Genomic DNA, 23,103 nt, shown 5'->3' on the forward strand with positions numbered 1-23,103 from the left:
ATCGAATCGGGATCAATCAGGATCAGTCAGGATCAATCGAGAAAGGAGCAAGTGATGAATGGCATACCGATGTTTATCGTCGCCCTTTTGGCCTTAATTGTAGCCATGCACCGCGGCGTGACTCGCCGCGCAGATGCGAGTCTTCGCGCGCAATTCGACGCGCAAGGCCAAGGCAGCGAGGTGGCGCGCCAGTTGATGCGCGATTCGGGATATAGCGTCTGAGTAATTAGTTATTCGAATCTTTCCAGACGATCCATCGCTCTCCATCGGTCGTTACGCGCGACCTGCCAGATAATCGACAAGCCTTTGCGCAGCCGGCTGCAATGACTCGCGGTTTCTGAAACACACGACGAACCGGCGTTCCGCCCACTCGTCGGTGAGCTTGATGACCTTTACGCCGAGCGCGGGTTGGTAGGTTTCGGCCACTTCGACCGGGACCACGCTAATTCCCAGTCCCGCCGCGACGACCCGAAACGCGGCATCGAAGCTCGACACGATCACGCGATACGACAGCGTCTTGCCGGCACTCGCCGCCGCCCGCTGGAGCATGATATGCACGGCGGTCGTAGGCAACAGCCCGACGTGCTCGTATTCGAGCGTTTGATCGAAGCGAAGCACAGGTTCGTTCGCCAGGGGATGATCCGGATGCACCGCGAGCGCCAGCCGGTCTCGCCGATACGGAACGTGCTGCAGGCCTTGCAGGTTCACGTTGTCCCAGCATACGCCGACACTCGCCTCGCCCTCACGCAATTGGCGCGCAAGATCCGAGGACAGACGTTCTTCTATATCCACCCGAATGTTCGCGTTCCCTGGCTCGCGCATGAACGACGCGATATCGTCCAGCAGTGCCTCCGCGATCGCCGATGCGGACGCGAAAATGCTCACGCGGCCCTTCAGTCCGCCGCCAAACGCTGCGACGTCGCTCTCAATGCGCTCGACTGTGAACAATACGCTGCGAACGTGCTCGAGCAGCACAAGGCCCGCGCCTGTGGGCTCCACGCCGCGCCGCGAACGCGACAGGAGCGGCACGCCCAGATCCGCTTCGAGTTGGGCAATGCGCTTGCTGATCGCCGACGGCTCGATATGAGCCTCCTCAGCCGCCCGCGCGATATTGCGGTGATCGCACACCGCCGCAAAAAGGCGCAACGTTTTCAGATCGATATCACGCACTGTGTCTCCGCTCAGCCGTTCCGGTTCGGAAGCCTGGTACTTCCGAAATACCGCTTTAATGTTTTTCTGGAAGCCCTAAAGTTATCACAACGCCAACGGCTCAACGAGTGGCGAATTCACGGAGACACCATGTCCTTTTTCCCCACCGACGTCGTGATACGCGAGGTCGGCTTGCGCGACGGTCTGCAAAGCATTCAGCGCACCCTGTCCACCGAACGCAAGATCGAATGGATACGCGACGCCTGGTCCGCGGGCCAACGCGAGATTGAAGTCGGGTCATTCGTACCGGCGCGGCTGTTGCCCCAACTCGCAGACACGGCCGAGCTGGTCGCCTTCGCCAAAACGCTGCCCGGTCTCCTCGTTTCCGTGCTCGTGCCCAATCTGAAGGGCGCCGAACGCGCGCTGGAATCGGGTGCCGATCTGCTGCTCGTGCCGCTTTCCGCCAGCCGCGAACATAGCCTTGCCAACCTTCGCAAGACACCGGACGAGGTCGTGGCGGAAGTGGCGCGGATCCGTGCCGCACGTGACGCCGCCGGGGCAAAAACGCTCATTGAGGGCGGCATCGGCACGGCGTTCGGCTGCACCATCCAGGGACGCGTCGAAGAAAGCGAAGTCCTGCGCTGCATGCAGGCGTTGCTCGATGCGGGCGCCGACCGCGTCAGCATCGCCGATACCGTCGGCTATGCGTGCCCGCGCGCGGTACGCGAACTGTTCGAAAAGGCACGCCGGATTGCTGGTGAGCGCTTCTGGTGCGGCCACTTCCACGACACACGCGGACTCGCGCTCGCCAACGTCTACGCCGCCCTCGAAACCGGCGTCGCGCGCTTTGACGCGACCCTCGCCGGCATTGGCGGATGCCCGCACGCGCCCGGTGCGAGCGGCAACGCATCGAGCGAGGACCTCGCGTTCATGCTCGCCGATATGGGCATCGAAACCGGCATCGACATTCACGCCTTGCTGAGGCTGCGCGCCAAGGTCGCGCACTGGCTCGAGGGCGAAACACTGCACGGTGCACTCTGGCGCGCAGGACTGCCGAAAACTTTCGCGCGCGAAGCGGCGAGCGGCGCGCTGAGCGCCTGAGGGGATTAACGATGGCTAGCAACACAAGACTTCCTCTTGACGGCGTGCGCGTCGTCGAGTTCACGCACATGGTCATGGGCCCCACGTGCGGCATGATCCTCGCCGATCTTGGCGCCGAGGTCATCAAGGTCGAGCCGCCCGGCGGCGACAAGACACGCACGCTTCCAGGCCTCGGCATCGGCTTTTTCCGCTCATTCAATCGCAACAAGAAGAGCGTGGTGCTGGACATCACTACCCAGGAAGGGATCGACACAGCGATCGAGCTGATCGGCACCTGCGACGTGATGCTGGAAAACTTCCGTCCCGGCCTGATGCAGAAGCTCGGCCTCGACTACGAAACGCTGGCGAAGCGCTATCCGCGCCTCATCTATGTGTCGCACAAGGGGTTCTTGCCCGGCCCCTATGAGAAGCGCCTGGCACTCGATGAAGTCGTGCAGATGATGGGCGGCCTCTCGTATATGACGGGACCGGTGGGGCGTCCGCTGCGCGCGGGAACCTCGGTCAACGACATCATGGGCGGCATGTTCGGCGCGATCGGCGTGCTCGCTGCATTGCGCGAACGCGACTTCACCGGGCTCGGCCAGGAAGTGCAGAGCGCCCTCTTCGAGAATTGCGTGTTCCTCAGCGCGCAGCACATGCAGCAATACGCGATGACGAAGGAAGCACCGCCGCCCATGCCCGCGCGCGTCTCGGCGTGGAGCGTCTATGACGTATTCACGCTCGCCGGGAATGAACAGTTGTTCATCGGCGCGGTGAGCGACAAACAGTTCATCACCCTTTGCGACGTGCTCGGTCGCCCGGATATCGCAGCCGAGCCGCGCTTTGCCAACAACGCGTTGCGCGTGGCCGTGCGGCCCGAGTTGCTCGAAGTTCTTGGAGCAGTCCTTAAGGATCATCGCGCTGACGAACTCGCCCCGAAGCTGGAAGCGGCCGGCATCCCGTATGCACCTATCGCGCGGCCCGAGCAACTGCTCGATGATCCTCATCTCAAGGCGAGCGGCGGTCTCGCGCCAATGGTGACCGAGGACGGCACGACAACTGACGTCGTGCTCCTTCCGCTGACCATGGGGGGCCGCCGCCCAGGCGTGCGCCAGGCGCTCGCCCGTATCGGCGAACACACGCAAGAGATTCTTTCACGGCTTGGCAAGCGAGCACTCCCATGACGCTTTACGGCCCGCGGTAAAACCCCGCCACCTGGCGAATCCGCCTTAGGACAACAGACGGATACCGAAAACAAAAACGCCGTCGCTATTCGCTGTATTCAGGAGACACCTATGCAACCCTCTGCCACGGCGGATTCGCATCCGCTCGTCCCGCCCGTCATTGACGTCGAGGCAACGCCCCGTGCTGCGATTGCCGCGCGCATGGATCGGCTGCCGATCACCCGGCATCTCTGGATGCTGGTTTTACTGATCTCGCTTGGCGGCTTTTTCGAGGTCTACGACCTCATCTTCACCGGATACATTGCGCCAGGCATGGTGAAGAGCGGGCTCCTCCAGACGACCACTCATGCATTTTTTGGCTTCACAGGGATCGCCGGGTTTATCGCTGCCACGTTTGCCGGTCTCTTCGTCGGAACTTTCGCATTGGGCTGGATGCCCGATCGCTACGGTCGCCGTACCGTATTCACGATCTCGCTGCTGTGGTACTCCGTCTGCTCGGCAATCATGGCGTTTCAGACGACGGCCGAAGGCGTGATCCTGTGGCGCTTCATTACCGGGATCGGTGTCGGAGTCGAAATCATCACCATCGACAGCTACGTGACCGAACTCGTCCCTCAGCAAATGCGTGGACGCGCGATGGCTTTCAACCAGTGCGTCATGTTTGCCGCGGCTCCCGTCGCTGCGATCCTCTCGTACTGGCTGGTCCCGACAACCGTGCTGGGTATCGACGGATGGCGGATCGTCGTGCTGGCGGGATCGGCGGGCGCAGTGCTCGTCTGGTTCATCCGGCGCGCGGTGCCCGAGAGCCCGCGGTGGCTGGCCATGAATGACAAGATCGAGACGAGCGAGAGCATCGTGCGTTCGATCGAGACCATTGTGGAGCGCCAGTCCGGCCGACCGCTGCCCTCGCCCCTGCCCGTAATCGAACAGCCTGTGCATCGGCGCGCCTCGCTTGCGGAGTTGTGGCAGCCGCCGTATCGCTCGCGCCTGATGATGCTGATCGTCTTCAACTTCTGCCAGGCGATTGGCTACTACGGCTTCGCGAACTGGGTGCCGACGCTTCTCATCGGTCAGGGTATAACGGTCACGAAGAGCCTGCTCTACTCATTCATCATCGCGTTCGCCATGCCCATTGGACCGATGCTGGCAATGGCCTTTGCCGACCGGATTCAACGCAAGTACCTGATCGTCGCGGGCGCCCTGATTGTGATCGCATGCGGACTACTGTTCGGGCACGTTAAAGCAGTGGTCCCGCTTATCGTCCTTGGCGTATTAATCAGCTTTGCCGGCCAGACCATCTCCGTGTGCTTTCATGCTTACCAGGCAGAACTGTTTCCCACGGCCGTGCGATGCCGGGCCAATGGCATTGTGTATTCGGCCAGTCGAATTGGCGCCATGATGTCGGGCTTTTTGATCGCTTTTCTGCTCAGAGACTTCGGGGTGTCCGGGGTGTTTGCGGGCATCACGGCATGCATGCTCGCAGTAGCCGTTTCGATCGGCATGTTCGGACCGAAAACCAATGGCGTGCGTCTCGAGGAATTGAACCATTGACACTCGTCGTGACAGGCCGCGACAACGGATAGAAGCCGGTTGCAGCGAGTGCCGTTGCCGGCTACATCGTCAGCTTCGAGCGACTAACGGAGTTGATATCGACGTTCGTCCCTCAACCACCCAAAACATCGAACTCGAAATAACGCCGCTCGATCTTTTGATAAGTCCCGTCCTTGATCATGTCGCCAATCGCCTGGTCGATCATCGCGCGCAGCGCCGTATCGCTCTTCCGGAATCCAATCGCGGCGCCCGCGCCCAACGTCTTCGCATCATTAACCGGCGCGCCAAGAAACCCGTAATCATGCCCTTGCGGTGTTTTCAAAAACCCATCGCTACCGGAAATCATATCGGTCAGAGTCGCATCGAGCCGCCCCGCACGCAGGTCGGTATAAACCAGTTCCTGATTCGCATACGAGACCACATTAACCCCGGCCGGCGCCCAATAAGCCTTCGCATAAGCCTCCTGAGTGGACCCTTGTGCAACACCGATATTCTTTCCCTTCAGCGTCGCGATCGTCGGCTCCAGCCGGGAGCCTCGCGGCCCGATCAGGCCACTCGGCGTCCGGAATAGCATGGTCGAGAACGCAACTTGCGCTTCGCGCTTGGGCGTGACCGACATCGCCGACATGATCGCGTCGAACTTGCGGCCCTGTAGCGCCGGAATGATGCCGTCGAACGCGGTTTCCACCCATACGCATTTCGTCTGGAGACGTCGGCAGATTTCATTGCCGAGGTCGATTTCGAATCCCACGAGCTTGCCGTCCGGTGCTTTCGACTCGAACGGCGCATAGGTCGGGTCCACACCAAATCGCAACTCGTTTAACGCTTTGGCGTGAGCGGAGAACGCCGCAACGGACAGCGCGAGGCACACCAGCATCTTGTTCATGGCAATCATGGAAAGTCCTGTTTGGGAAAAGTCGCCTGTGGGGGTGGCGACAACGACGATGGCCCAAGCATATGAACTCAAAAAGCCGAAGAACAGGGGTTTATCGATGCACGATGCTTAAGTTTTTCTAAACGTTCTACACTGTTTGATGCGCTGCTCGATGCGCCGCCTGAAGTGCTGCGGCACACATTTCACCGTATACTCCCTAGCAGTATTAACCTATACTCATCCCCAGTATCTGGCGCTGCCGCTTTCGTCAGCCGAAAAACGGCACGTCGATTCCAACGGTTGTTCACTGCTAACACGCCATCACGGAGACACACCATGACCATTGCACTTCATCCGAGCGTCGATCAAGGCATCAAAAAGGGCATCGAGAATTTCGCGGGCGGCACGCTGCGTTGTCAGTGCAGTCATGACCCAGTTGAAGTGCAGGTCGCTTCACAGGTGTTGTTCAATCACGCGTGCGGCTGCACGAAATGCTGGAAGCCGGCGGGCGCACTGTTCTCGGTAGTGGGTGTCGTTCCGCGCGAGAAAGTGACTGTCGTCGCGCACGGCGAAAAACTGAAGGTCGTCGACGAAAAGGCGCCCATCCAGCGCCATGCCTGCACCGCTTGCGGCACGCATCTGTTCGGCCGCATCGAGAACAAGGACCACCCGTTTCACGGACTCGATTTCATCCACACCGAACTGTCCCGCGACGCCGGTTGGGACGGTCCTGGTTTCGCGGCTTTCGTTTCGTCGATCATCGAGAGCGGCACGCCGCCCTCGCAGATGGCGCAAGTGCGGCAGACCCTGCGCGACAAGGGGATCGAGCCCTACGATTGCCTCAGCCCGGCGCTGATGGACGTGCTGGCCACGCACGCGGCCAAGGCCAAGGGCACTTATCGCGAGGCTTGATTCGCTGCACAACGTAGGCCCGTAGAGGTCGCGAACAGGAAGGCCGCTCATTACGAGCGGCCCTTTTTCGTTACGCGCTTATGGCCTGGGCGTTCGCGCTTGAACACGCCTCCAAGGCCGTTCGGCATCGTAGCGATAAATGCATGGCGAAGCGTCTTGCGGCAGCAGCCGTTTGAATAATTCGCCATTAGACAAACTGTCGAGTATCAAACCAATGTTCCTGCGTCATGCGTAATGAATCGCATGCACGCGCTTGCTCCCTTTTTTAAGACGAATCCGATATCGCACTCCGCGATACCGCACGAATATCGCCTAAACAGGCTAGACAAGCCCGTTTAGCTAGCCGGTCGTAGTCACCGACATTTTGTCGATTTTGATCGAGCGAGCGTGAATCTATTTCGTGTTCAAGGGAGGTCGGTATGGTTGGCATCTATTACGCAGCAGTCGAAGATGATCCATTGACAAGTGGCCCAGGAAGTCACGTGTATGCAAGCAAGCAATGCGGAACGATCCAGGGCGAAGACGGCAAGCGCCGGCGCCTGGCCTTTATCGGAGACAAGGCATATTGCTCCAGATGCGATAGCGTTGGCCTTATTGCTTACGGCGCGGGGTTAAACGAACGCAGACGCCTGAATGATCTTGCCAACGGCGGGCGGCGTCAGGCAGTGGGCGACGATATTGTCCTGTGCAAGTGCGCGGAGCCGCCCCGCATCATTGCAGTGTATGGGCGCACATGGAAGATCCATGACCGGGGCGAAGACAAGGCCATACCGGCTGCTGAAGCGCCCGGGCGAAGCCACGCCTATGACCAAAGGTTCACGGTAACTGACGCCACAGGTAACGCGCTTGCAAATACGTGGTACACGGTGCGCATGCCGTCTGGCGATTTTCTCCACGGTGTTACTGATTCATCGGGCAGGACTGCACGATACGAAACAGATGGTACGCAGCAACTAGCGCTTTATCTCGGGCACAGGGAGAAGTAATTGACTGTCTACTACGCGATTGTTGAAGGTGATCCGCTCGATAACGGCAGCGATAGCCGCGTTATCGGCGGTGCGGATCATTCGACCATTGAGGATCAGCATGGGCGACTACGCAGACAAACGCATCTCGGCCAAGAGGCATGGTGCGGCCTTTGCAAGACCTTCGGACCCATCCTCGCCGGTGCGGGAATCAAAGAAAGCCTGCGAGGCTGGGACGATCGGTTGAAAGCGTTTGAAGCCGTAAGCGGCGATATCGTGCTCTGCAAATGCGAGCGACACCCGCGCGTTGTTGCGGTGTACGCGCGTAGCTGCACTTATGAAGATTACAGCGGCGATGTATCAGCAGTCCGAGCGCCAATCAGTTCGGCATCCGTGCCGCACGCTGCCTATGACGAACAATTTACGCTCAGGGACAGCGAAGGCCGGGTGCTCGCGGAGACGTATTACACCGTGTGCCTGGCGGACAGCAAACTGATTCACGGGATAACGGACGGCGCGGGCCGCACGGCGCGGCACGCAACGGACGGAGCGCAGTACATCCGTCTTTACCTTGGACACTGCGAATCTGCATAAATTTTCACCTTCATCGCAATTCAAATTACGGAGAACATATGCCTGACGCTCTTTACGAATGCATAACTAATACGAACCCAAACTCGAACGTCAACGTTTATACCACGCGATATTGTAAGCCGTGGAAGCCGTCCGACAAATTAATCTCCTTTCTTGGCGTTTGGGAATCTGGCACATTAAACGGGATAAACTTCCAGGGGTATATGGTAATAGACGGACTCATACTTACCGCATATCTGGACAGCAAAGGGCATCCAACGGTCGGCAAGGGGCATTTGATTCAGCCCGGGGATCACATAAAAGTCGGTCAAACCATCACTAGACAGCGTGCAATTGAATTGGCTAACCATGATATCAAAGATGCGGTTGATGGAATTAACAGGAGAATTATGGTCCCGTTACATCAATACGAATTTGATGCGCTTGTTAGCCTTGCATATAATAATGGCGCGTATAGTCACATTGACGATCTGGTGAAGAAAGTCAATACCGGGGAATACTATAAGATGTTTGACTTTATAAAAAATTTCCAAACCGGCGGAGGCCTAAAATACCGTCGCTATACTGAGGCGAAAATGTTTGCAAGCGGGGTTTACGATGCGACTCATTAGCGCCATTTCATTAGCTATTTTTCTTTCTATTTTTAATATTCCTGCGATTTCAAAAGCAAATCCAGAATGCTTAAAGCATCTAGGGGGCACAAGTTATGATGTGGATTGCTATGACGGATTGACCAAAGAAGTCGAGCAAGATTCGGAGCGTGTCTATGAGAAACTTCGAAACTCAATGCCCGTCGGTAGCAAGTTTCGCCAATTGCTTGATGAGTATATGACGACACAGACGGCAGCAGAGAAATTTTGCTTGCTTGACAAGGAAGCGGGTACGAATTGGGAGCCGTCTCCATCAACAGATAGCTATAACATGTGGGACGGAATATATGCGGGGTGCATCTACAAAACGCGCAAAACACAAAATACCCGATTGCATAACCTGCTAAAGCTGCATAACGACAATTGATTCCCGACACCATACGCAAGGGAATTGACGGCCCCGCTTCGGCGGTTCGGATCAATTCGTACGCTCTGGCCAGTATCGCCTTTAATGCTGGCGCGCGCGGCGGGATTGCTGCGTTGGTAGAAAAAGTGAACACCGCCCAACACGGAAAGGGGATTGCAATTGAATAGGCTATTGACGCTGTTAGCTATCGTTTCATCAGCGTTGCTCGCACAGCCGACATTTGCACAGGCTATAGATGATTCAAACTGCTTACGGCATCTTGGCGGCGGGGGTTTTGGCGACTTCGAGTGCTACGAGCGGCATACAAAAATGCTGATTCCCGATAGCACCAAGGTTGCCGATTCTATTAAAAATAGTTCACACGTAAATCGCGAGACGAAATTGGGGATATTGAAATATATGAAAATCCAAAAAAATTCCTCGGAAAGTTGTGATCTTGCTATAAATCTCGCATATCCGTCGAAGAAGGAGCGGGCAGACCGTAATCATATTGAGGTTTATGATGTTATGGCCGCACGTTGCCGCTACGGTTTGAGAAAGCAACAGAATGAATTCCTGCATGATCTTTCTTCAATTGTCGATGACTAGCCAAACTTCAATTGATTGACCATCCCTGTGCTTTGCCGCATTGCCCCGCTTCGGCGGGGCCTTTAATGCGCGCCGGGCATACACAACAGCCGGCCCGCCCCGCTTCACTTCAAAGCGACCTTGGGAAAATCCACCGGAACGTCCAGAGCGACGTTGATATAGTTGGTGAAGAGATTCAAGGCAACATGAGCCATGATCTCGACGATCTGCTCGTCACCGAAGCCTGCTTGCCGAAGATTAATAACATCGGCATCACTGATCTGTGCCCGCTGATCGACCACTTTCAACGCGAAGGCCAAGGCTGCGGCGGTCCTGGCGTCGGCGGATTCGCCCACCTGAGCGGCCGCCATCTCGGCAGAAGTGGCGCCTGCGTTGCGGCCGAGCGCGGTGTGGGCCGCGAGGCAATATTCGCAGCGGTTGCGGTTGGCGATCGCCACTGCGATCTGTTCGCCGAGTCTCGCGCCAAGGGTGCCGTTGCCCAGGGCGCCGAAGGCCGCCCACATGCTCTGCAAGGCGGCCGGCGAGTTCGCCACCGCCTTGAACATGTTGGGCGTTGCGCTGAAGGCTTGCTGGATTTGCGCAAGCAAGGGCTGGCTGGCGGAAGGGGCGAATTGAGTTTCGATGTTGACGCGGGGCATGTCGATCTCCTCGAGGGTTGCCGGGTTGTCGGTTGAAGTGAAGGAATACAACCGTCTGCGAGCAGTATGCGTGTGCAGGGCGTATGATTGGACTCATTAAGTCCACCAAACATACCTATTCGTTCATATGCAAACGGCTGCACCCATCGACCGCCTGTCGGGCCTCCTCGAACGCTTCCGGGTCCAGGCTCAGTTGCATCACTCTGGCGCGCTGTGCGGGCTCAGCCACTTCGACGCCCGCGAGGGATACGGCTACTTGCACGTCCTGCGCCGGGGCAGGCTGGAGGTGAGCCATCCCGCCGCGCATGGCGTGCCGAGGCGAATTCGCTTCGATGAGCCTGCGCTGTTGCTTTACCCGCGCCCGTTCACGCACCGCTTTCACAACCCTCCCGTGGAGGGTTCCGATTTCACCTGTGCGCGGCTGATCTTCGATGGCGGCCCGGAAAATCCCTTGGCCCGGGCACTGCCGCCTTTGATCGCCCTGCCGTTGGCGAGGGTGTCCGGGCTGGATCTTGCGCTGGAGCTGTTGTTCGCCGAAACCGACCGTGTGCGCTGCGGTCAGCGGCTGTTAGCCGATCGGCTATTTGAGGTGGTGGTGCTCCAGCTGCTGCGCTGGCTGCTGGACCATCCGCAGGAAGCGGGCGTGCGTCCGGGCCTCATCACCGGGCTGTCGGACCCGCGCCTCGCGCGTGCCCTGGTGGCCATGCACGACTGCCCCGGCGAGCCCTGGACGCTGGAGCGCATGGCCGAACGCGCCTGCATGTCCCGAACGGCGTTCGCCAACACTTTCCGCGAAGTGGTTGGCCAAACGCCTGCTGACTATCTGACCGGCTGGCGCATCGCGCTCGCGCAAAGCCGGCTGCGCGAAGGTCGCCCAATCAAGATGCTGGCTGCGGAACTCGGATATGCCAATCCTTCGGCGCTATCACGCGCATTCTCGGCCAAGGTGGGAATGTCTCCCCGCGACTGGTTGGCAAAGCCCCCTTCCTGAAACGGGGAAACAGCCATCCAGATGGCAAGACGCATCTAGCGCCGCCTTCTGCGGAAATCCAGCGCCAGCGCGAAGAGAATCAGGAAGATGACGAAAACCGGCTCGGCAAAATGCGCGGTCTGTCTGGCAAAGCGGCCAAAGGCCAAATCGGCCGAGGCGGCCGCGATCAAGAAAAATACAACGGGATATATCACTTCGCTATCTAAAACATCTGCACTAATCGACGGATTCAATCATCCATTAAACAGCCGATAAAGTCCAAGGCGAAATATCGATCCGCTCCATTAGGTAAACCGATACTCTCGCGCTCATAGCATGATTCACCGCGTATGTTGAAAATCTGTATTCCACGTCAAGCGCTTTTTCTCGCGGCAGGGCTTGTGTTATTCGAAGCATTCGCCGATGGCTTATTTCGTCCACGGTGAATGCTTCGAATTCGATCAGATCTCCACGCGCGCGCCTAATTCGATTACCCGATTGGCTGGCAATTTAAAGTACGCCGCAATATTGCCGACGTTGTGCAGCATCACCGCAAAGAGCCGTCCGCGCCAGAACGCCATGCCGCGGCCCGACGTCGCCACCACGAGCGCGCGGCTCAGGAACCACGAGGTCTCCTGCGAATCGAGCGCGAGCCCCGCCGTCTTCGTGGCCGCTAGCGCTTGCGGCAGATTCACGTCGTCCTTGAAGCCGTAATCCACGGTCACCTGATAACAGCCCGAATTCAGTTGCGCTACCTTCACGCGTTCGCTTTCGGGCACCCGTGGCACGCTCCGCGTCGCGACCGTGAGAAAGACCACGCGCTCGTGCAGCACGTGGTTATGGCGCAGGTTGTTGATGAGCGCATGCGGCACGGAATTGGGATCGGGCGTGAGGAATATTGCGGTTCCGCCCACACGCGTAGGCGAGCTGGCAAGCAGCGAGCCGAGGTAAGGCTTGAGGGGCTTCTTGCCCGCGCGCACGCGCGCTTCGGCCATCATCATTTGCCAGCCACGGCCCCACGTCGCCATGATCGTGAACATGACCGCGCCAAGCGCCAGCGGGAACCAGCCGCCCTGCACGATCTTCAGCAGATTGGCCGAGAAAAACAGCGTGTCGATCACGAGAAAGAACGCGGTCGCGAGCAGACAGAGCGTCCAGTTGTAATGCCATGCGTAGCGCACGACGAAGAACGTGAGGCACGTGGTAATGAGCATCGTGCCCGTGACCGCAATGCCATATGCGGAACCGAGCGCCGTGGACGAGCCGAATCCGACCACGGCGGCAACCACGGCGGCCAGCAGGATCCAGTTGATGCCGGGCACGTAGATCTGCCCGATCTCGCACTCGGACGTGTGCACGATGTTCATGCGCGGCAGAAACGATAGATGCATGGCCTGCATCGCCATCGAGTACGTGCCGGAAATCACGGCCTGCGAAGCGATGACCGTCGCGAGCGTGGCGAGCACGATCATCGGAAAGATCGCCCATTGCGGGAAGAGCCGGTAGAACGGATTCTGCATGGCGCCTGGATTGGCCAACAACAACGCGCCCTGCCCGAGGTAGTTGAGCGCGAGCGCCGGAAACACGACGCCAAACCAGGTGAGCCGGATTGGCCGCTTGCCGAAATGGCCCATATCGGCGTAGAGCGCCTCCGCGCCCGTGAGCGAGAGCACGACCGCGCCGAGCGCGACGAACGCAAGCCAGTGGTGATGCAGGCAGAAGATCAGCCCGCGCAACGGATTGAGCGCCACCAGCACGACGGGCGCAGCGGCGATATTGGCGATTCCCGCCGCGCCGATCACCACGAACCAGAGCACCATCACCGGCCCGAACACGATGCCAATGCCACCCGTGCCGTGCTTTTGCGCAACGAAGAGCACGATCAGCGCGGCGAGCGTCACCGGAATCACAAAGGTCTTGAGTTCCGGCGCGGCCACTTCGAGTCCCTCCACGGCGCTCAGCACGGAGATGGCCGGCGTGATCACGCTGTCGCCGAAGAAGAGTGCCGCGCCCATCACGCCCACGATGAGCAGTGCATGGCGCAGCCGGGGTTTGTGCGAGACCGACGAAGCGGCCAGCGCGAGCAGCGCCATGATCCCGCCCTCGCCGTGGTTGTTCGCGCGCAGGATCAGCACGACGTACTTGAGCGAGACGACGATCATCAGCGACCAGAAGATCAGCGAGACGATACTGACAATATTGAAAGCATTGAGCGCGAGCCCATTGGCAGGATCGAACACGGTGGAGAGCGTGTAGAGCGGGCTTGTGCCGATGTCGCCGTAGACGATACCGAGCGCGGCCAGTGCGAGGCCGCCGATGGCCTGTGGATGCGATTCGTGCGAGTCGCCGTCATGCATGGAGTCGGCCGAGTGCGTGGCGGATGTGGAGTGTCCCATGTCTGCCTCCTGTCTCCCATGAGCCTGGGGTACGTTGCCCGTGCAAGCCCGGCGACGAACTCAGACGCTAAGAATTATTTTAGTTTTATAGGCTTTTCCCGCTATTTTCGGGAAGTTACATTTTTTAAACGAACGCTTCTTTGCTCCACCGCCTTCGTTGGAGTTCTGGGCTTTGCACGGAGCAACTGACGATTCGCGTGCACTTATCCAAGATCAAATTAGCTACTGGAATTGTTATTTATCCCCGCATTTTCTGGCGACGATGTTTATCGAAACCGTGGCGGATGTACGATGATTGCGAATAAGGGACCATTACCAGGTGGGAAATACTGGATAGTTGACCGGCCTCGTGGTGGATTCGGTTCTCAGACAGAGGCATGGATTAAAGATACCTGGAATGCCGTCATGGGCGCACCGACCAACCACGCAGAATGGCTCGCCCTCTATCGAGATGATGGCCTGATTGATGACTGGACTTGGATAAATGGTATAAAGCGGGGGAATTTTAGACTGCATCCGAGCGGAGGAGGCGGAAATTCGTTCGGTTGCATCACGCTACAAAGTCTCGCAGATTTTCGTAGACTTAGACATGCGTTATTGCAAACACCGACAATCGCGGCTGGGAATTCAGGCTTGCACGCATATGGCTGGATAGAGGTAGTTGCGAATGGAAAAACTTGCCCGTAGGATTTCGAAGGTGGTTCTGTTTTGCGGATTATTTTTTCTGGCGGGTAGATATGTTCATACCTACCCGCTCCCCATGACATTGCAACAGCAACACTATTTGATTCTCATTTCCGACACCTTCGGTGTTGCCGATTACGAGCTTTTCTATATCTTCGCAATGGTGATTATCGACATCATTGTTGCGACCATAGTCTATGCGGCACTCATCAAACTCTGCCGTTACTGTTGGGCGAAGCGCGTGAGTACCGCAGCAGGGCGCCGGTAGCGTGTTTGAGACTCGCCCGGGTTGAAAGCGCACCCACTCATTAGCCGCTTCCATTCCCCCGCGCTAATCCACCTGCTTTTCCCATGCCTTGTCGCCGGCAGCCGGCGTGCCGCCCAATCCCGCTTCGGACGACTCGAGCGCTTCGAGCGACGCGTCCTTCGTCTCGATGCCAAGCACCCAAACAGCAAGCGCCGCGACCGCGAACGACAGTGCGCCAAGCGTGAATACCCCGCCCTGACCAAACAGCGGCAGCACGACGCCCACCACATAGGGGCCGATCAGCGAGCCGATCCGCCCGATCGCCGAGGCAAAGCCCGAGCCTGTCGCGCGCGCGCCGGTGCCGTAAAGCTCGGGCGTATAGGTATAAAGCGCGGCCCACATCGCGAACAGGAAGAACTGCATCACGAGTCCCGTGCCGATCAGCAATGCGATGCTCGTCCCATGCAATGCCGTTTGCCCGTAGACGAACGCCATCGCGCCACCGCCCACGAGCGATGCAATGCAGGTGGGCTTGCGGCCCCAGCGCTCGACGAGCCACGCCGCGCACAGGAATCCCGGTATCCCGCCCAGCGAGATCAACACCGTATAGAACACCGACTGCGTGACCGCGAAGCCGGCCTGCTGCAATAGCGCGCCGAGCCACGAGGTGAGCCCATAAAAGCCGAGCAGCGCGAAGAACCAGAGGAGCCAGACCATCGTCGTGCGGCGCCGGTAGGCCGGGCTCCAGATTTCGCGCAGCGCGCCGCCACGACCATGCGAAGACGTGGGTTGCGCAGGCTGTGCGAACTGCGCTGGCGCGGGCAGGCTCGACAATCCCGTGGAGCGCATCACGCGCGACTCCACGTCCGAGACCACGCGATCCGCGTCGTCAAAGCGCCCGCGATGCTCGAGCCAGCGTGGCGATTCCGGCACAATCCGGCGCACGACCAGCACGAACACCGCAGGAATCGCGAGCAGCGCAAACACGCTGCGCCAGCCGAGCGACGGCAGCACGAAGTACGCGACGATGCCGGCGGTAATGAAGCCGAGCGGCCAGAAGCCGTCCATCAGCGCGACCATGCGGCCGCGCTGCGCCGAGGGCACGAACTCGGAAAGCAGCGCCTGGGCGATCGGAAACTCCATCCCCATACCGAAGCCGAGCAGGATCCGGTACACGATCAGCGTATTCACGTCGTGCGCCGTCGAGCACAAATACGACGCGATGCCCCACAGCACCATGCTCCACTGGAACACGGGGCGGCGGCCGAAGCGATCGGCGAGCAGTCCCGCCACTGCGGCGCCAAGCGTCATGCCGAAAAAGCTCGAGCTTGCAACGAGCCCGGCCTGCGCACTCGACAAGCCAAACTCTTTCTTGATCGAGCCAAGCACGAAGGTCATTGTGCCGAGATCGACCGAATCGAAGAAGAAGGCAAGCGCGATGATAAGAAAGATCAGCTTGTGATAGCCGGAAAACGGCAGGCGTTCGAGCCGTGCGGCGGCAGTCGCGCGCGATTGGGGCGACGGAGAAGCGGAAACGGTTCGCATGGCGTCCTTTGATGAAGAACGGCTGCGCCACGGGACGTCGTGCAGCCGTTCTCCTCAGTAGACTTGAACAAAATCCCTTGCCATAGAAGGCGAGCGGCATCGTGACAGAACGCAGGCGTCATGAGCGCATGCGCGAATCATGGCGCTTCAGACCGATATCAGGCCGCAAGTCAGGCCAAGGGTCAGCCCGAGGGGTCGGCCGAAAGTCACGCCAATGGCGCACGTCCGCTAGCTACGACTTCCGGACATCGACGGCTGTCCGCGCATTTGCTACCTTGCTTGCGGTTGCCATATCTCGTATGGCAATCGGCCCTTTGGGCACAGCAGCCTGTGCCCAATGTCTTGCGCCCGCCATATCGCCCTGATAGGCGGGTTCTTTTTTTGCTTCATTGCGAAGCCGCCGTGCACACGGCGCCGGACGCGCTGGCCGTCATGAATCCCGCTCGTCCCTTTTCGCTGGGAAAAAGCTCGCTGCACGCCGGCGCTTCCCGCAGGAGCGGTGTTTCGCTCCGTCGATTTCCATGCTTTTTGCACCCTCCAAGGAGGTCCATCATGGTGGTCTTCAAGAAGCAACATCTGTTGGTACTTTCCGGAATCCTCCTTGTTGCCTGTACCCCGGTGCAGCCCGATTCGGCACAGGCGGCACGGCCTTCCGAAACGTCCGGCGCGCAGCCGGGCTCCCCGCTCGCATCCAGTGCACCCGCCGCGAATCCGGCGGCGGGGCAAACGATGCTCTATTACGTCTGCGGCAAACCCGGAATCGATGGGCACGAAAAGTCCCCTGCTCAAGGGCACCCGTTCAACATGGGCGTTTCGTTCGTCTCCGCATCGAACGGCGCGCCGCTCTCGAATGTTGCCGTCAAGGTGAAACGGCACGGGCGCGTGCTGATGGACTTCGTTGCACAAGGTCCTCAGTGCCTCTTCTCCGTACCCGAAGCCGACTACCGGATCGAAGGCACCTGGCGCGGCGAAATGAAGTTCGAGGTCGTGCAGACCGGCACCATGAACGCCCAGATCAAGTGGTAGGGCGTGCAGACTCGTATGAAGTATCAGGCATTGGACGTGCTCAATGGCGTGGCGCACGCGAGCAGGCTACCAAGCCCTCGCGGCCCGAGGTTTAACGCAAGAGGAGACTCGTTCCATGACGATGCCGCCCCCTCCGGAGCGAGAGCCGGACGAGGTATTGGAACCCCGGCGCGACGCCTCCGAAAGAAACCCCGATCCCGCCCGTCTGACCGGGGGGGCATGGATCAGCCTCGCCATGAGCCTCGCGTTCTTTCTGCTGATGGTTGCGATCGGCCTGAAGTATGGCGTCGTACGTCATCCGGATAGCAAGCGCGCCGAGCCCGGCAGCACCGTGCTTGCGAGTCCGCTCGCGAGTGCGTCCGAGCCCACGCCGGCGCCTGTCCTCACATCCGCCCTCACACCCACACCCGCACCCACACCCGCACCCACACCCGCGCCGCCCGCCGACGACCCCGATACCCTGCTCGCGCGGGCGCACGAATGCGCGGCTGCCGCCCAATGGGATTGCGTGATCGAAGCCACCAGCGGCGTCATCGCGCAACGCGGCAATACGCAGGAGACGAAAGCGCTGCTCGCCCAGGCGATGATCAAGGGCGGATGGGTTCCGACGAACGCGCCGCCGGCGCCGCCATCGATAAAAGGCAATACGCGCAACATGCGCGAGGTCTCCATCATGCCGCCGGAAACGAAGCGGCCCGCCCCGCGCGCGCATCGGCATAAGGCAAAGGCCAACCGCCTGCGCTACACCGCCGTGACCCGGCACCGCTCCGCCGACGAAATATCGGACATCTACCGACACTGAAAGACCGGCACTGAAAGCGCCGTGAGCGGCGAGAAACAAGCGCCGGCGACATGGCTACGAAAAATACATCGGATGCCTGGCTATCTACTCTGGCTATCTACTGGACGGTCGCTGCCGCGGCGGCGCGCGATGAGCGCGTATGCGCATGATGGTTTGACGCGAAGTTTCAAAACGACGCGCGATCTCGCTCACCGAAACGCCCTCGCCGAGCAGGCCGATGACCTCATCCCGGTCCTGCTCCGAAAGCGAACCGGGCCGCCCCGTGGGCCGGCCGCTCTGCCGCGCGAGCTTCAGGCTCGTGCTGCTGCGCTCGCTTCGCGTGGTTGTTTCGAGGCGCACGAGCGCCCTGAGCATCTTGACCGCCTGAGGTTCGGGACGGCCCGCGAGATCCACGTTGCCGAACTCGACGCAACGCACCGCAATCCGTTCCTTGCGGCATTTCAGCAAGGTCGAAAGCACATCGCGGGCGCTGCTGCCGAGGCACGGCAGATCGAGCACGACGATCTCGTCGCCGGGCGCAACGCGTCGCAGGAGACCGTTCAATGCCACACGCTCCTCCGTGCCGACGAACGGCTGCACGTTGTCGACCGCTACGCGACCGAGCACGACGGTATAGCCGGCCTTGTCGAGACGAATCAGTTCCTGCTCGGGAAAACGGCGATCGCTCGGGCCGTTGATGTAGAAGTAGGTCTGCGGCAATAGACTCTCCAATACGGCGCGAGCGCTCGTAGCAAGGCGTCAGCCCTTTCGCAGACGCGTCACCACGGCAAGCAGGTCGTCGAGCAGCACGGGTTTTTTCAGGTGGGCGTTAAAGCCCGCATCTTCGGCCAGCCGGATTTCCGCCTCATGACCGAAGCCACTGAGCGCAATGCAGATCACCGATTTCATTGCGGGCGTCTGGCGCAGCTTCGCGACGAATTCCATGCCATCCATACCCGGCATGCCCAGGTCGGACAGCACAACATCGGGCGCGTTCCCATTGAGCATTTTCAGCGCCTGCTCGCCGCTCGTAGCCGTTTGCACGGTCGCGCCCTCGCCTTCGAGCAAAAGCTTGAACGTTTCGACCGTGCTCGGATCGTCGTCGACCATCAGGATATGCAGCCCGTGCAGCGAATCGACGCTCACGGCATGATCCGTTTGCGTCTCCACCGCCGCCCAATGCGTGGGCAGCGTCACGGTAAAAGTCGTGCCGTGCCCGATGCCCTCCGATTGCGCCTGCACCGTGCCGCCGTGCAGCGTCACCAGATCCTTCACCAGCGCGAGGCCGATGCCAAGGCCCGCGCGTCGCATCGTCGAGTCGCGGCTCTGCTGGTACATCTCGAAGATATGCGGCAACAGCGCGGGCTCGATTCCGCTGCCCGTATCGGCCACCTGCAGCACCGCCTGCGCACGCTCGTCCACCTTCAGCGCGACGTTCACGGCGCCCTGCTTCGTGAACTTCAGCGCATTGCTGATCAGGTTCCAGACGATCTGCTCCACGCGCGTGAGATCGGCGTGAACGATCACGGGCGCCTCGCTAATCATGAGGTTTAGCGCGATGCCGCGCTCCTGCGCTTCCTCGCGCACGGCGCTGCACACGCGCTGCACGATCTCGCGCATGTCCACGACTGTGCGCACCACCGAAAGTTTGCCGGTGCGCACGCGCGAAATGTCGAGCAGGTCGTCGATGATCTGCGCCTGGCCGATCACCGTGCGCCGGATCGTGTCGGTGGCCCGCGAGAGGTTCAGGTTGCGCCGCGTCTCCGGCGCGCGCGCAATCAGCTCGGCGCTGGCCGAAATCAGATTGAGCGGATGCTTGAGCTCGTGCGACACCACCGCGAGAAACTCGTCGCGGCGGCGCTGCGCGTCGCGCTCGCCCGCTTCCCTTGCTGCTTCGATACGCGCGCCGCCCGCCTTCGAGGTGGTCGTGGGAAATTCGCTCAGGTCGCGCGCGATCTTCGCAAAGCCGCTCAAACCCGGCTCGTCGAGACGCGAAAGCACGCCGCTCGCAAAGAAGCGGCTGCCGTCCTTGCGGATGTGCCAGCGTTCTTCCTCGGTGCGGCCATTCAGGCGCGCCTCGGCAAATTCGCGCTGCGCGGCGTGGCTGGCGCGGTCCTCCTCGGTCGAAAGCAGATCGGCGGACTGGCCGATCACCTCCGCCTCGGTATAGCCGAAAATGCGCTCCGCGCCTGCATTCCAGCTCGTAATCATGCCGTCGTCGTCGAAGGTGATGATCGCGTAGTCGCGGGTTCCCTCGGCCACGATGCGCATGCGCCGCTCGCCTTCGCGCAACTGGTCTTCCGCATGGCGGCGGCCCGTGATGTCGATGAACGAAAGCACCGCGCCGTCGATGCGGTCCTCGGTCGTGCGGTACGGCACGAAGCGCGCGAGATACCAGTGCCCGTCGGTGCTCCGCAGTTCGCGTTCGATGAGGCGCAGCGAATCGAACGCTTCGGCGGCATCGTCGGCGAGCTTGTCGTATTCGAGCCGGTGCGTGATATCGAGCAGCGAGCGCCCGATATCGGACGCAATGATGCTGAAAACATCCGTGGCGCGCGGCGTATAGCGCTTGATGCAGATATTGCGGTCGACGAAGATCGTGCCGATATCGTTCGCGGCAATCAGGTTCTGCAAGTCGTCGTTGATCTTGCCCGTTTCCTCGACCTTCGACTTGAGCTCCGCATTCACGGTGCTCAGCTCTTCGTTGATCGATTGCAGCTCTTCCTTGCTGGTTTCGAGCTCCTCGGTGGCCGAGCGCAATTCCTCGTTGATCGCCTGAAGCTCCTCGTTGGAGGCCTTTAATTCCTCGGTGGAGGTTTCCGACTGCTCGATGGTCGATTGCAACTGCTCCTTGGTACGTTGCAACTCGCGTTCGAGCTGGCCGATGATCGGGTCTTTCTCGGCGTCGCCGGGCTTCGTCTCCGAGACGCCCATGCTGTCTTCCACTTCATCGAACAGCACGAGCACGAAATCGGCGCTGGCTTCGGGATCGTGCACGGGCCGCGCCGTCATGTTCACGATATACGAGCGTCCATCGCGCTCGATGCGCACGCGCCGCGCTTCCACGCTGCGGTTCGTGTGCGAGGCCTGGTAGATCGCGGTGCGCAGTTCGACGCGCAACTCGGGGCGCACCGCGGCCACGATATTGTGCGATGGCTCGCCGCCCGAATATTGCAGGAAGCGCCCCGCGCGATCGGACAGATGCACGATTTCCGAATCGCGGCTCACGAGCACGCTGGGCGGCGCGTGCTGTTCGACGAGACGCTGATGCAGATCGCCGAACGAAAAGCGCCGGCGGCCCGGCGGCTGCACCGTCGCCACGACGGGCCGCGCATTGAGCGGGCCGGAGAGCGCGACCGGCACCGGCGTATCGCCGCGCACCGCCATATTCGCGCGGTAAATGCGGCTGCGCTTGTCCACCACGCTGAACATCGAGCTCACGCTATCCGCCGATTCGGAGCTGCCGAGAAAAAGAATGCCGCCCGGACGCAGGGCGAAATGGAACATCTTGAGCACTTCGATCTGCGCGTCGCGGTCCAGATAGATCAGCAGATTGCGGCAGCAGATCAGATCGAGGCGCGAGAACGGCGGGTCGCTCAGCACGTTGTGATGCGCGAACAGCATGTGCTCGCGCAGTTCCTTCTTGATGCGGTAATGCGCGGCGTCTTTCGAAAAGAACTGGCGCGCGCGGGCCGGCGTGAGATCGCCGAGAATCGAGCTGGGGTATAGACCGGAGCGCGCAAAGGCAATCGCGCGTTCGTCGATATCGGTGGCGAACATCTGGAACGAAGCGCCTTCGGTGGACTTGAGCAGGCGCTCCTGCAACAGCATCGCGAGCGAATAGGCCTCTTCGCCCGTGGCGCAGCCCACTGACCACACGCGAACGCGGTCGTCTTCCCTGCGCCCTGCGAATAGCGCCGGCAGCACGTCGCGCTCCAGCATCTCGAACGCTTCCTTGTCGCGGAAGAAGTTCGTCACGCTGATCAGCATGTCCTGGAGCAGCGCCTGGGTTTCGTCCGGATGCAGATGGAGATAATCGCGGTACGACTGGAGGTCGGTGATGCCATTGACCTGTAGCCGGCGCTCGATCCGGCGCATGATGGTCGCGCGCTTATAGTGCCGGAAATCGTGGCCGGTACGCGTGCGCAGAATGACCATGATCTCGCGCAGCGCGCGCTCGGCGGCCTCGTTGGCCAGATTCTGTTCGCGCTCCGGCGCGCCTTGCTCCAGATTCGGCAGGCGAATTTCTTTTGCGGTCAGCCACAGGTCCATCAGCCGCTGCGGCATCTCCGCGGCGGTGAGCACGAAGTCGACCATGCCGGTGGAAATCGCACTGCGCGGCATGCTTTCGTATTCGGCTTCGGACGGATCCTGCGCGAGCGTGATGCCGCCCATCTCCTTCACGCGCGAAAGGCCCGCGGCACCGTCCGAGCCCGCGCCGGACAGCACGATGCCGACCGATCTTTCGCGGTGCGCCTCGGCCAGCGTGCGGAAGAACGCGTCGATGGCGGCCCGGTACCCTTGCTCGAGCCGGATCGGCTCGACCCGCAAATAATCGTCGACCATCGTCAGGTCGAGTGACGGCGCGATCACATAGACGTGATCGGGCTCGATGGGCGTGGGCTTGGTGACTTCCAGCACGGGCATTGCCGTCGCCTTCTGCAACAACCCGGGCAGATTGCTGACATGATCGGGCGCGAGATGAACCACGACGACAAACGCCATCGAGCTATGTGCGGGCAGGGCTTCGAAAAATTCGAGCAGCGCGCTCAACCCGCCAGCCGACGCACCGATCCCGACGACCGGGTGCTTCGACTGTCCGGGCAAAGTGGGCCCACGTTTGTTCGCCATGGCTGGCTCGTCCTTTGAAAGATAATCGTCTCTGCCGCCGCCGCGGTTCGG

At 60.3% G+C, this 23,103-nt stretch carries 24 protein-coding genes; 16 read left to right on the forward strand and 8 right to left on the reverse strand.

What is annotated here, in order from left to right; all coding sequences use genetic code 11:
- Positions 1-54: 54 nt before the first annotated feature.
- Positions 55-222: a hypothetical protein gene (locus tag L5014_RS17495; RefSeq protein WP_238464992.1), complete on the forward strand. Its 168-nt coding sequence runs from the start codon at positions 55-57 to the stop codon at positions 220-222.
- 51 nt (positions 223-273) lie between these two features.
- On the opposite strand, the gene L5014_RS17500 is transcribed toward L5014_RS17495, so the two are convergent.
- Positions 274-1,170, reverse strand: a complete 897-nt coding sequence (locus L5014_RS17500) for a LysR family transcriptional regulator (protein ID WP_238464993.1) — start codon at positions 1,168-1,170, stop codon at positions 274-276.
- Between the two features lie 129 nt (positions 1,171-1,299).
- Between L5014_RS17500 and L5014_RS17505 the strand changes: the two genes are divergently transcribed.
- The 3 genes from L5014_RS17505 (at position 1,300) to L5014_RS17515 (ending at position 4,964) form a co-directional block, all read left to right on the forward strand.
- Positions 1,300-2,250 carry a hydroxymethylglutaryl-CoA lyase gene (locus L5014_RS17505; protein WP_238464994.1) on the forward strand — a complete coding sequence of 317 codons (951 nt, stop codon included), beginning with the start codon at positions 1,300-1,302 and terminating at the stop codon, positions 2,248-2,250.
- Between the two features lie 11 nt (positions 2,251-2,261).
- A complete protein-coding gene (locus tag L5014_RS17510) occupies positions 2,262-3,413 on the forward strand; it encodes a CaiB/BaiF CoA transferase family protein (protein ID WP_238464995.1) in 1,152 nt (383 codons plus the stop codon).
- A gap of 111 nt (positions 3,414-3,524) precedes the next feature.
- Complete coding sequence (locus L5014_RS17515) at positions 3,525-4,964, forward strand: MFS transporter (protein ID WP_238464996.1); 1,440 nt, start codon at positions 3,525-3,527, stop codon at positions 4,962-4,964.
- Positions 4,965-5,076: 112 nt separating this feature from the next.
- On the opposite strand, the gene L5014_RS17520 is transcribed toward L5014_RS17515, so the two are convergent.
- Positions 5,077-5,850 carry an ABC transporter substrate-binding protein gene (locus L5014_RS17520; RefSeq protein WP_238465076.1) on the reverse strand — a complete coding sequence of 258 codons (774 nt, stop codon included), beginning with the start codon at positions 5,848-5,850 and terminating at the stop codon, positions 5,077-5,079.
- Between the two features lie 324 nt (positions 5,851-6,174).
- Between L5014_RS17520 and gfa the strand changes: the two genes are divergently transcribed.
- From gfa to L5014_RS17555, 7 genes are all read left to right on the forward strand, one after another.
- On the forward strand, positions 6,175-6,750 hold the full coding sequence (gfa, locus tag L5014_RS17525) for an S-(hydroxymethyl)glutathione synthase (RefSeq protein ID WP_238464997.1): 576 nt from the start codon (positions 6,175-6,177) through the stop codon (positions 6,748-6,750).
- 419 nt (positions 6,751-7,169) lie between these two features.
- A complete protein-coding gene (locus L5014_RS17530; RefSeq protein ID WP_238464998.1) occupies positions 7,170-7,736 on the forward strand; it encodes a PAAR domain-containing protein in 567 nt (188 codons plus the stop codon).
- Positions 7,737-8,309: a PAAR domain-containing protein gene (locus tag L5014_RS17535; RefSeq protein ID WP_238464999.1), complete on the forward strand. Its 573-nt coding sequence runs from the start codon at positions 7,737-7,739 to the stop codon at positions 8,307-8,309.
- 38 nt (positions 8,310-8,347) lie between these two features.
- Positions 8,348-8,920, forward strand: a complete 573-nt coding sequence (locus L5014_RS17540; RefSeq protein WP_238465000.1) for a lysozyme — start codon at positions 8,348-8,350, stop codon at positions 8,918-8,920.
- A complete protein-coding gene (locus L5014_RS17545) occupies positions 8,907-9,326 on the forward strand; it encodes a hypothetical protein (RefSeq protein WP_238465001.1) in 420 nt (139 codons plus the stop codon). The genes L5014_RS17540 and L5014_RS17545 overlap by 14 nt, the downstream gene beginning before the upstream one ends.
- Positions 9,323-9,493, forward strand: coding sequence for a hypothetical protein (locus L5014_RS17550; protein WP_238465002.1), 171 nt, complete (start codon positions 9,323-9,325; stop codon positions 9,491-9,493). Before L5014_RS17545 ends, L5014_RS17550 begins: the two co-directional genes overlap by 4 nt.
- A complete protein-coding gene (locus L5014_RS17555; protein ID WP_238465003.1) occupies positions 9,486-9,914 on the forward strand; it encodes a hypothetical protein in 429 nt (142 codons plus the stop codon). Before L5014_RS17550 ends, L5014_RS17555 begins: the two co-directional genes overlap by 8 nt.
- A gap of 104 nt (positions 9,915-10,018) precedes the next feature.
- Here the strand turns inward: L5014_RS17555 and L5014_RS17560 are convergent, their stop codons facing one another.
- On the reverse strand, positions 10,019-10,552 hold the full coding sequence (locus tag L5014_RS17560) for a carboxymuconolactone decarboxylase family protein (RefSeq protein WP_238465004.1): 534 nt from the start codon (positions 10,550-10,552) through the stop codon (positions 10,019-10,021).
- Between the two features lie 127 nt (positions 10,553-10,679).
- Between L5014_RS17560 and L5014_RS17565 the strand changes: the two genes are divergently transcribed.
- Positions 10,680-11,543, forward strand: coding sequence for an AraC family transcriptional regulator (locus L5014_RS17565; protein WP_238465005.1), 864 nt, complete (start codon positions 10,680-10,682; stop codon positions 11,541-11,543).
- Between the two features lie 35 nt (positions 11,544-11,578).
- On the opposite strand, the gene L5014_RS17570 is transcribed toward L5014_RS17565, so the two are convergent.
- Both L5014_RS17570 and L5014_RS17575 read right to left on the reverse strand, forming a co-directional pair.
- Positions 11,579-11,776, reverse strand: coding sequence for a DUF1328 domain-containing protein (locus tag L5014_RS17570; protein WP_238465006.1), 198 nt, complete (start codon positions 11,774-11,776; stop codon positions 11,579-11,581).
- Positions 11,777-11,983: 207 nt separating this feature from the next.
- The gene (locus L5014_RS17575; protein ID WP_238465077.1) at positions 11,984-13,879 is read right to left on the reverse strand and encodes a potassium transporter Kup; all 1,896 of its coding nucleotides are present in this window, start codon (positions 13,877-13,879) and stop codon (positions 11,984-11,986) included.
- Positions 13,880-14,149: 270 nt separating this feature from the next.
- On the opposite strand from L5014_RS17575, the gene L5014_RS17580 reads away from it, so the two are divergent.
- The gene (locus L5014_RS17580) at positions 14,150-14,605 is read left to right on the forward strand and encodes a DUF2778 domain-containing protein (protein ID WP_420800085.1); all 456 of its coding nucleotides are present in this window, start codon (positions 14,150-14,152) and stop codon (positions 14,603-14,605) included.
- The gene (locus L5014_RS17585; protein ID WP_238465007.1) at positions 14,586-14,870 is read left to right on the forward strand and encodes a hypothetical protein; all 285 of its coding nucleotides are present in this window, start codon (positions 14,586-14,588) and stop codon (positions 14,868-14,870) included. The genes L5014_RS17580 and L5014_RS17585 overlap by 20 nt, the downstream gene beginning before the upstream one ends.
- A gap of 63 nt (positions 14,871-14,933) precedes the next feature.
- Here the strand turns inward: L5014_RS17585 and L5014_RS17590 are convergent, their stop codons facing one another.
- Entirely contained in the window at positions 14,934-16,394 is a 1,461-nt protein-coding gene (locus L5014_RS17590; protein WP_238465008.1) for an MFS transporter, read from the reverse strand.
- Between the two features lie 552 nt (positions 16,395-16,946).
- Between L5014_RS17590 and L5014_RS17595 the strand changes: the two genes are divergently transcribed.
- Both L5014_RS17595 and L5014_RS17600 read left to right on the forward strand, forming a co-directional pair.
- Positions 16,947-17,420: a hypothetical protein gene (locus L5014_RS17595; RefSeq protein WP_238465009.1), complete on the forward strand. Its 474-nt coding sequence runs from the start codon at positions 16,947-16,949 to the stop codon at positions 17,418-17,420.
- A 115-nt stretch (positions 17,421-17,535) separates the two neighbouring features.
- On the forward strand, positions 17,536-18,222 hold the full coding sequence (locus tag L5014_RS17600) for a hypothetical protein (RefSeq protein WP_238465010.1): 687 nt from the start codon (positions 17,536-17,538) through the stop codon (positions 18,220-18,222).
- 93 nt (positions 18,223-18,315) lie between these two features.
- On the opposite strand, the gene L5014_RS17605 is transcribed toward L5014_RS17600, so the two are convergent.
- Complete coding sequence (locus tag L5014_RS17605) at positions 18,316-18,921, reverse strand: helix-turn-helix domain-containing protein (RefSeq protein ID WP_238465011.1); 606 nt, start codon at positions 18,919-18,921, stop codon at positions 18,316-18,318.
- A gap of 39 nt (positions 18,922-18,960) precedes the next feature.
- Positions 18,961-23,052: a CheR family methyltransferase gene (locus tag L5014_RS17610; RefSeq protein ID WP_238465012.1), complete on the reverse strand. Its 4,092-nt coding sequence runs from the start codon at positions 23,050-23,052 to the stop codon at positions 18,961-18,963.
- Positions 23,053-23,103 lie beyond the last annotated feature (51 nt).

Source organism: Paraburkholderia tagetis, assembly GCF_022213065.1.
Classification (GTDB): Bacteria; Pseudomonadota; Gammaproteobacteria; order Burkholderiales; family Burkholderiaceae; genus Paraburkholderia; species Paraburkholderia tagetis.

Excerpts from the sequence above, each read along its gene's own strand:
- L5014_RS17495 (WP_238464992.1), top strand. The coding sequence starts at position 55 with ATGAATGGCATACCGATGTTTATCGTCGCCCTTTTGGCCTTAATTGTA.
- L5014_RS17505 (WP_238464994.1), top strand. The coding sequence starts at position 1,300 with ATGTCCTTTTTCCCCACCGACGTCGTGATACGCGAGGTCGGCTTGCGC.
- L5014_RS17510 (WP_238464995.1), top strand. The coding sequence starts at position 2,262 with ATGGCTAGCAACACAAGACTTCCTCTTGACGGCGTGCGCGTCGTCGAG.
- L5014_RS17515 (WP_238464996.1), top strand. The coding sequence starts at position 3,525 with ATGCAACCCTCTGCCACGGCGGATTCGCATCCGCTCGTCCCGCCCGTC.
- L5014_RS17520 (WP_238465076.1), bottom strand. The coding sequence starts at position 5,850 with ATGAACAAGATGCTGGTGTGCCTCGCGCTGTCCGTTGCGGCGTTCTCC.
- gfa (WP_238464997.1), top strand. The coding sequence starts at position 6,175 with ATGACCATTGCACTTCATCCGAGCGTCGATCAAGGCATCAAAAAGGGC.
- L5014_RS17530 (WP_238464998.1), top strand. The coding sequence starts at position 7,170 with ATGGTTGGCATCTATTACGCAGCAGTCGAAGATGATCCATTGACAAGT.
- L5014_RS17540 (WP_238465000.1), top strand. The coding sequence starts at position 8,348 with ATGCCTGACGCTCTTTACGAATGCATAACTAATACGAACCCAAACTCG.
- L5014_RS17545 (WP_238465001.1), top strand. The coding sequence starts at position 8,907 with ATGCGACTCATTAGCGCCATTTCATTAGCTATTTTTCTTTCTATTTTT.
- L5014_RS17560 (WP_238465004.1), bottom strand. The coding sequence starts at position 10,552 with ATGCCCCGCGTCAACATCGAAACTCAATTCGCCCCTTCCGCCAGCCAG.
- L5014_RS17565 (WP_238465005.1), top strand. The coding sequence starts at position 10,680 with ATGCAAACGGCTGCACCCATCGACCGCCTGTCGGGCCTCCTCGAACGC.
- L5014_RS17575 (WP_238465077.1), bottom strand. The coding sequence starts at position 13,879 with ATGCATGACGGCGACTCGCACGAATCGCATCCACAGGCCATCGGCGGC.
- L5014_RS17585 (WP_238465007.1), top strand. The coding sequence starts at position 14,586 with ATGGAAAAACTTGCCCGTAGGATTTCGAAGGTGGTTCTGTTTTGCGGA.
- L5014_RS17590 (WP_238465008.1), bottom strand. The coding sequence starts at position 16,394 with ATGCGAACCGTTTCCGCTTCTCCGTCGCCCCAATCGCGCGCGACTGCC.
- L5014_RS17595 (WP_238465009.1), top strand. The coding sequence starts at position 16,947 with ATGGTGGTCTTCAAGAAGCAACATCTGTTGGTACTTTCCGGAATCCTC.
- L5014_RS17600 (WP_238465010.1), top strand. The coding sequence starts at position 17,536 with ATGACGATGCCGCCCCCTCCGGAGCGAGAGCCGGACGAGGTATTGGAA.
- L5014_RS17610 (WP_238465012.1), bottom strand. The coding sequence starts at position 23,052 with ATGGCGAACAAACGTGGGCCCACTTTGCCCGGACAGTCGAAGCACCCG.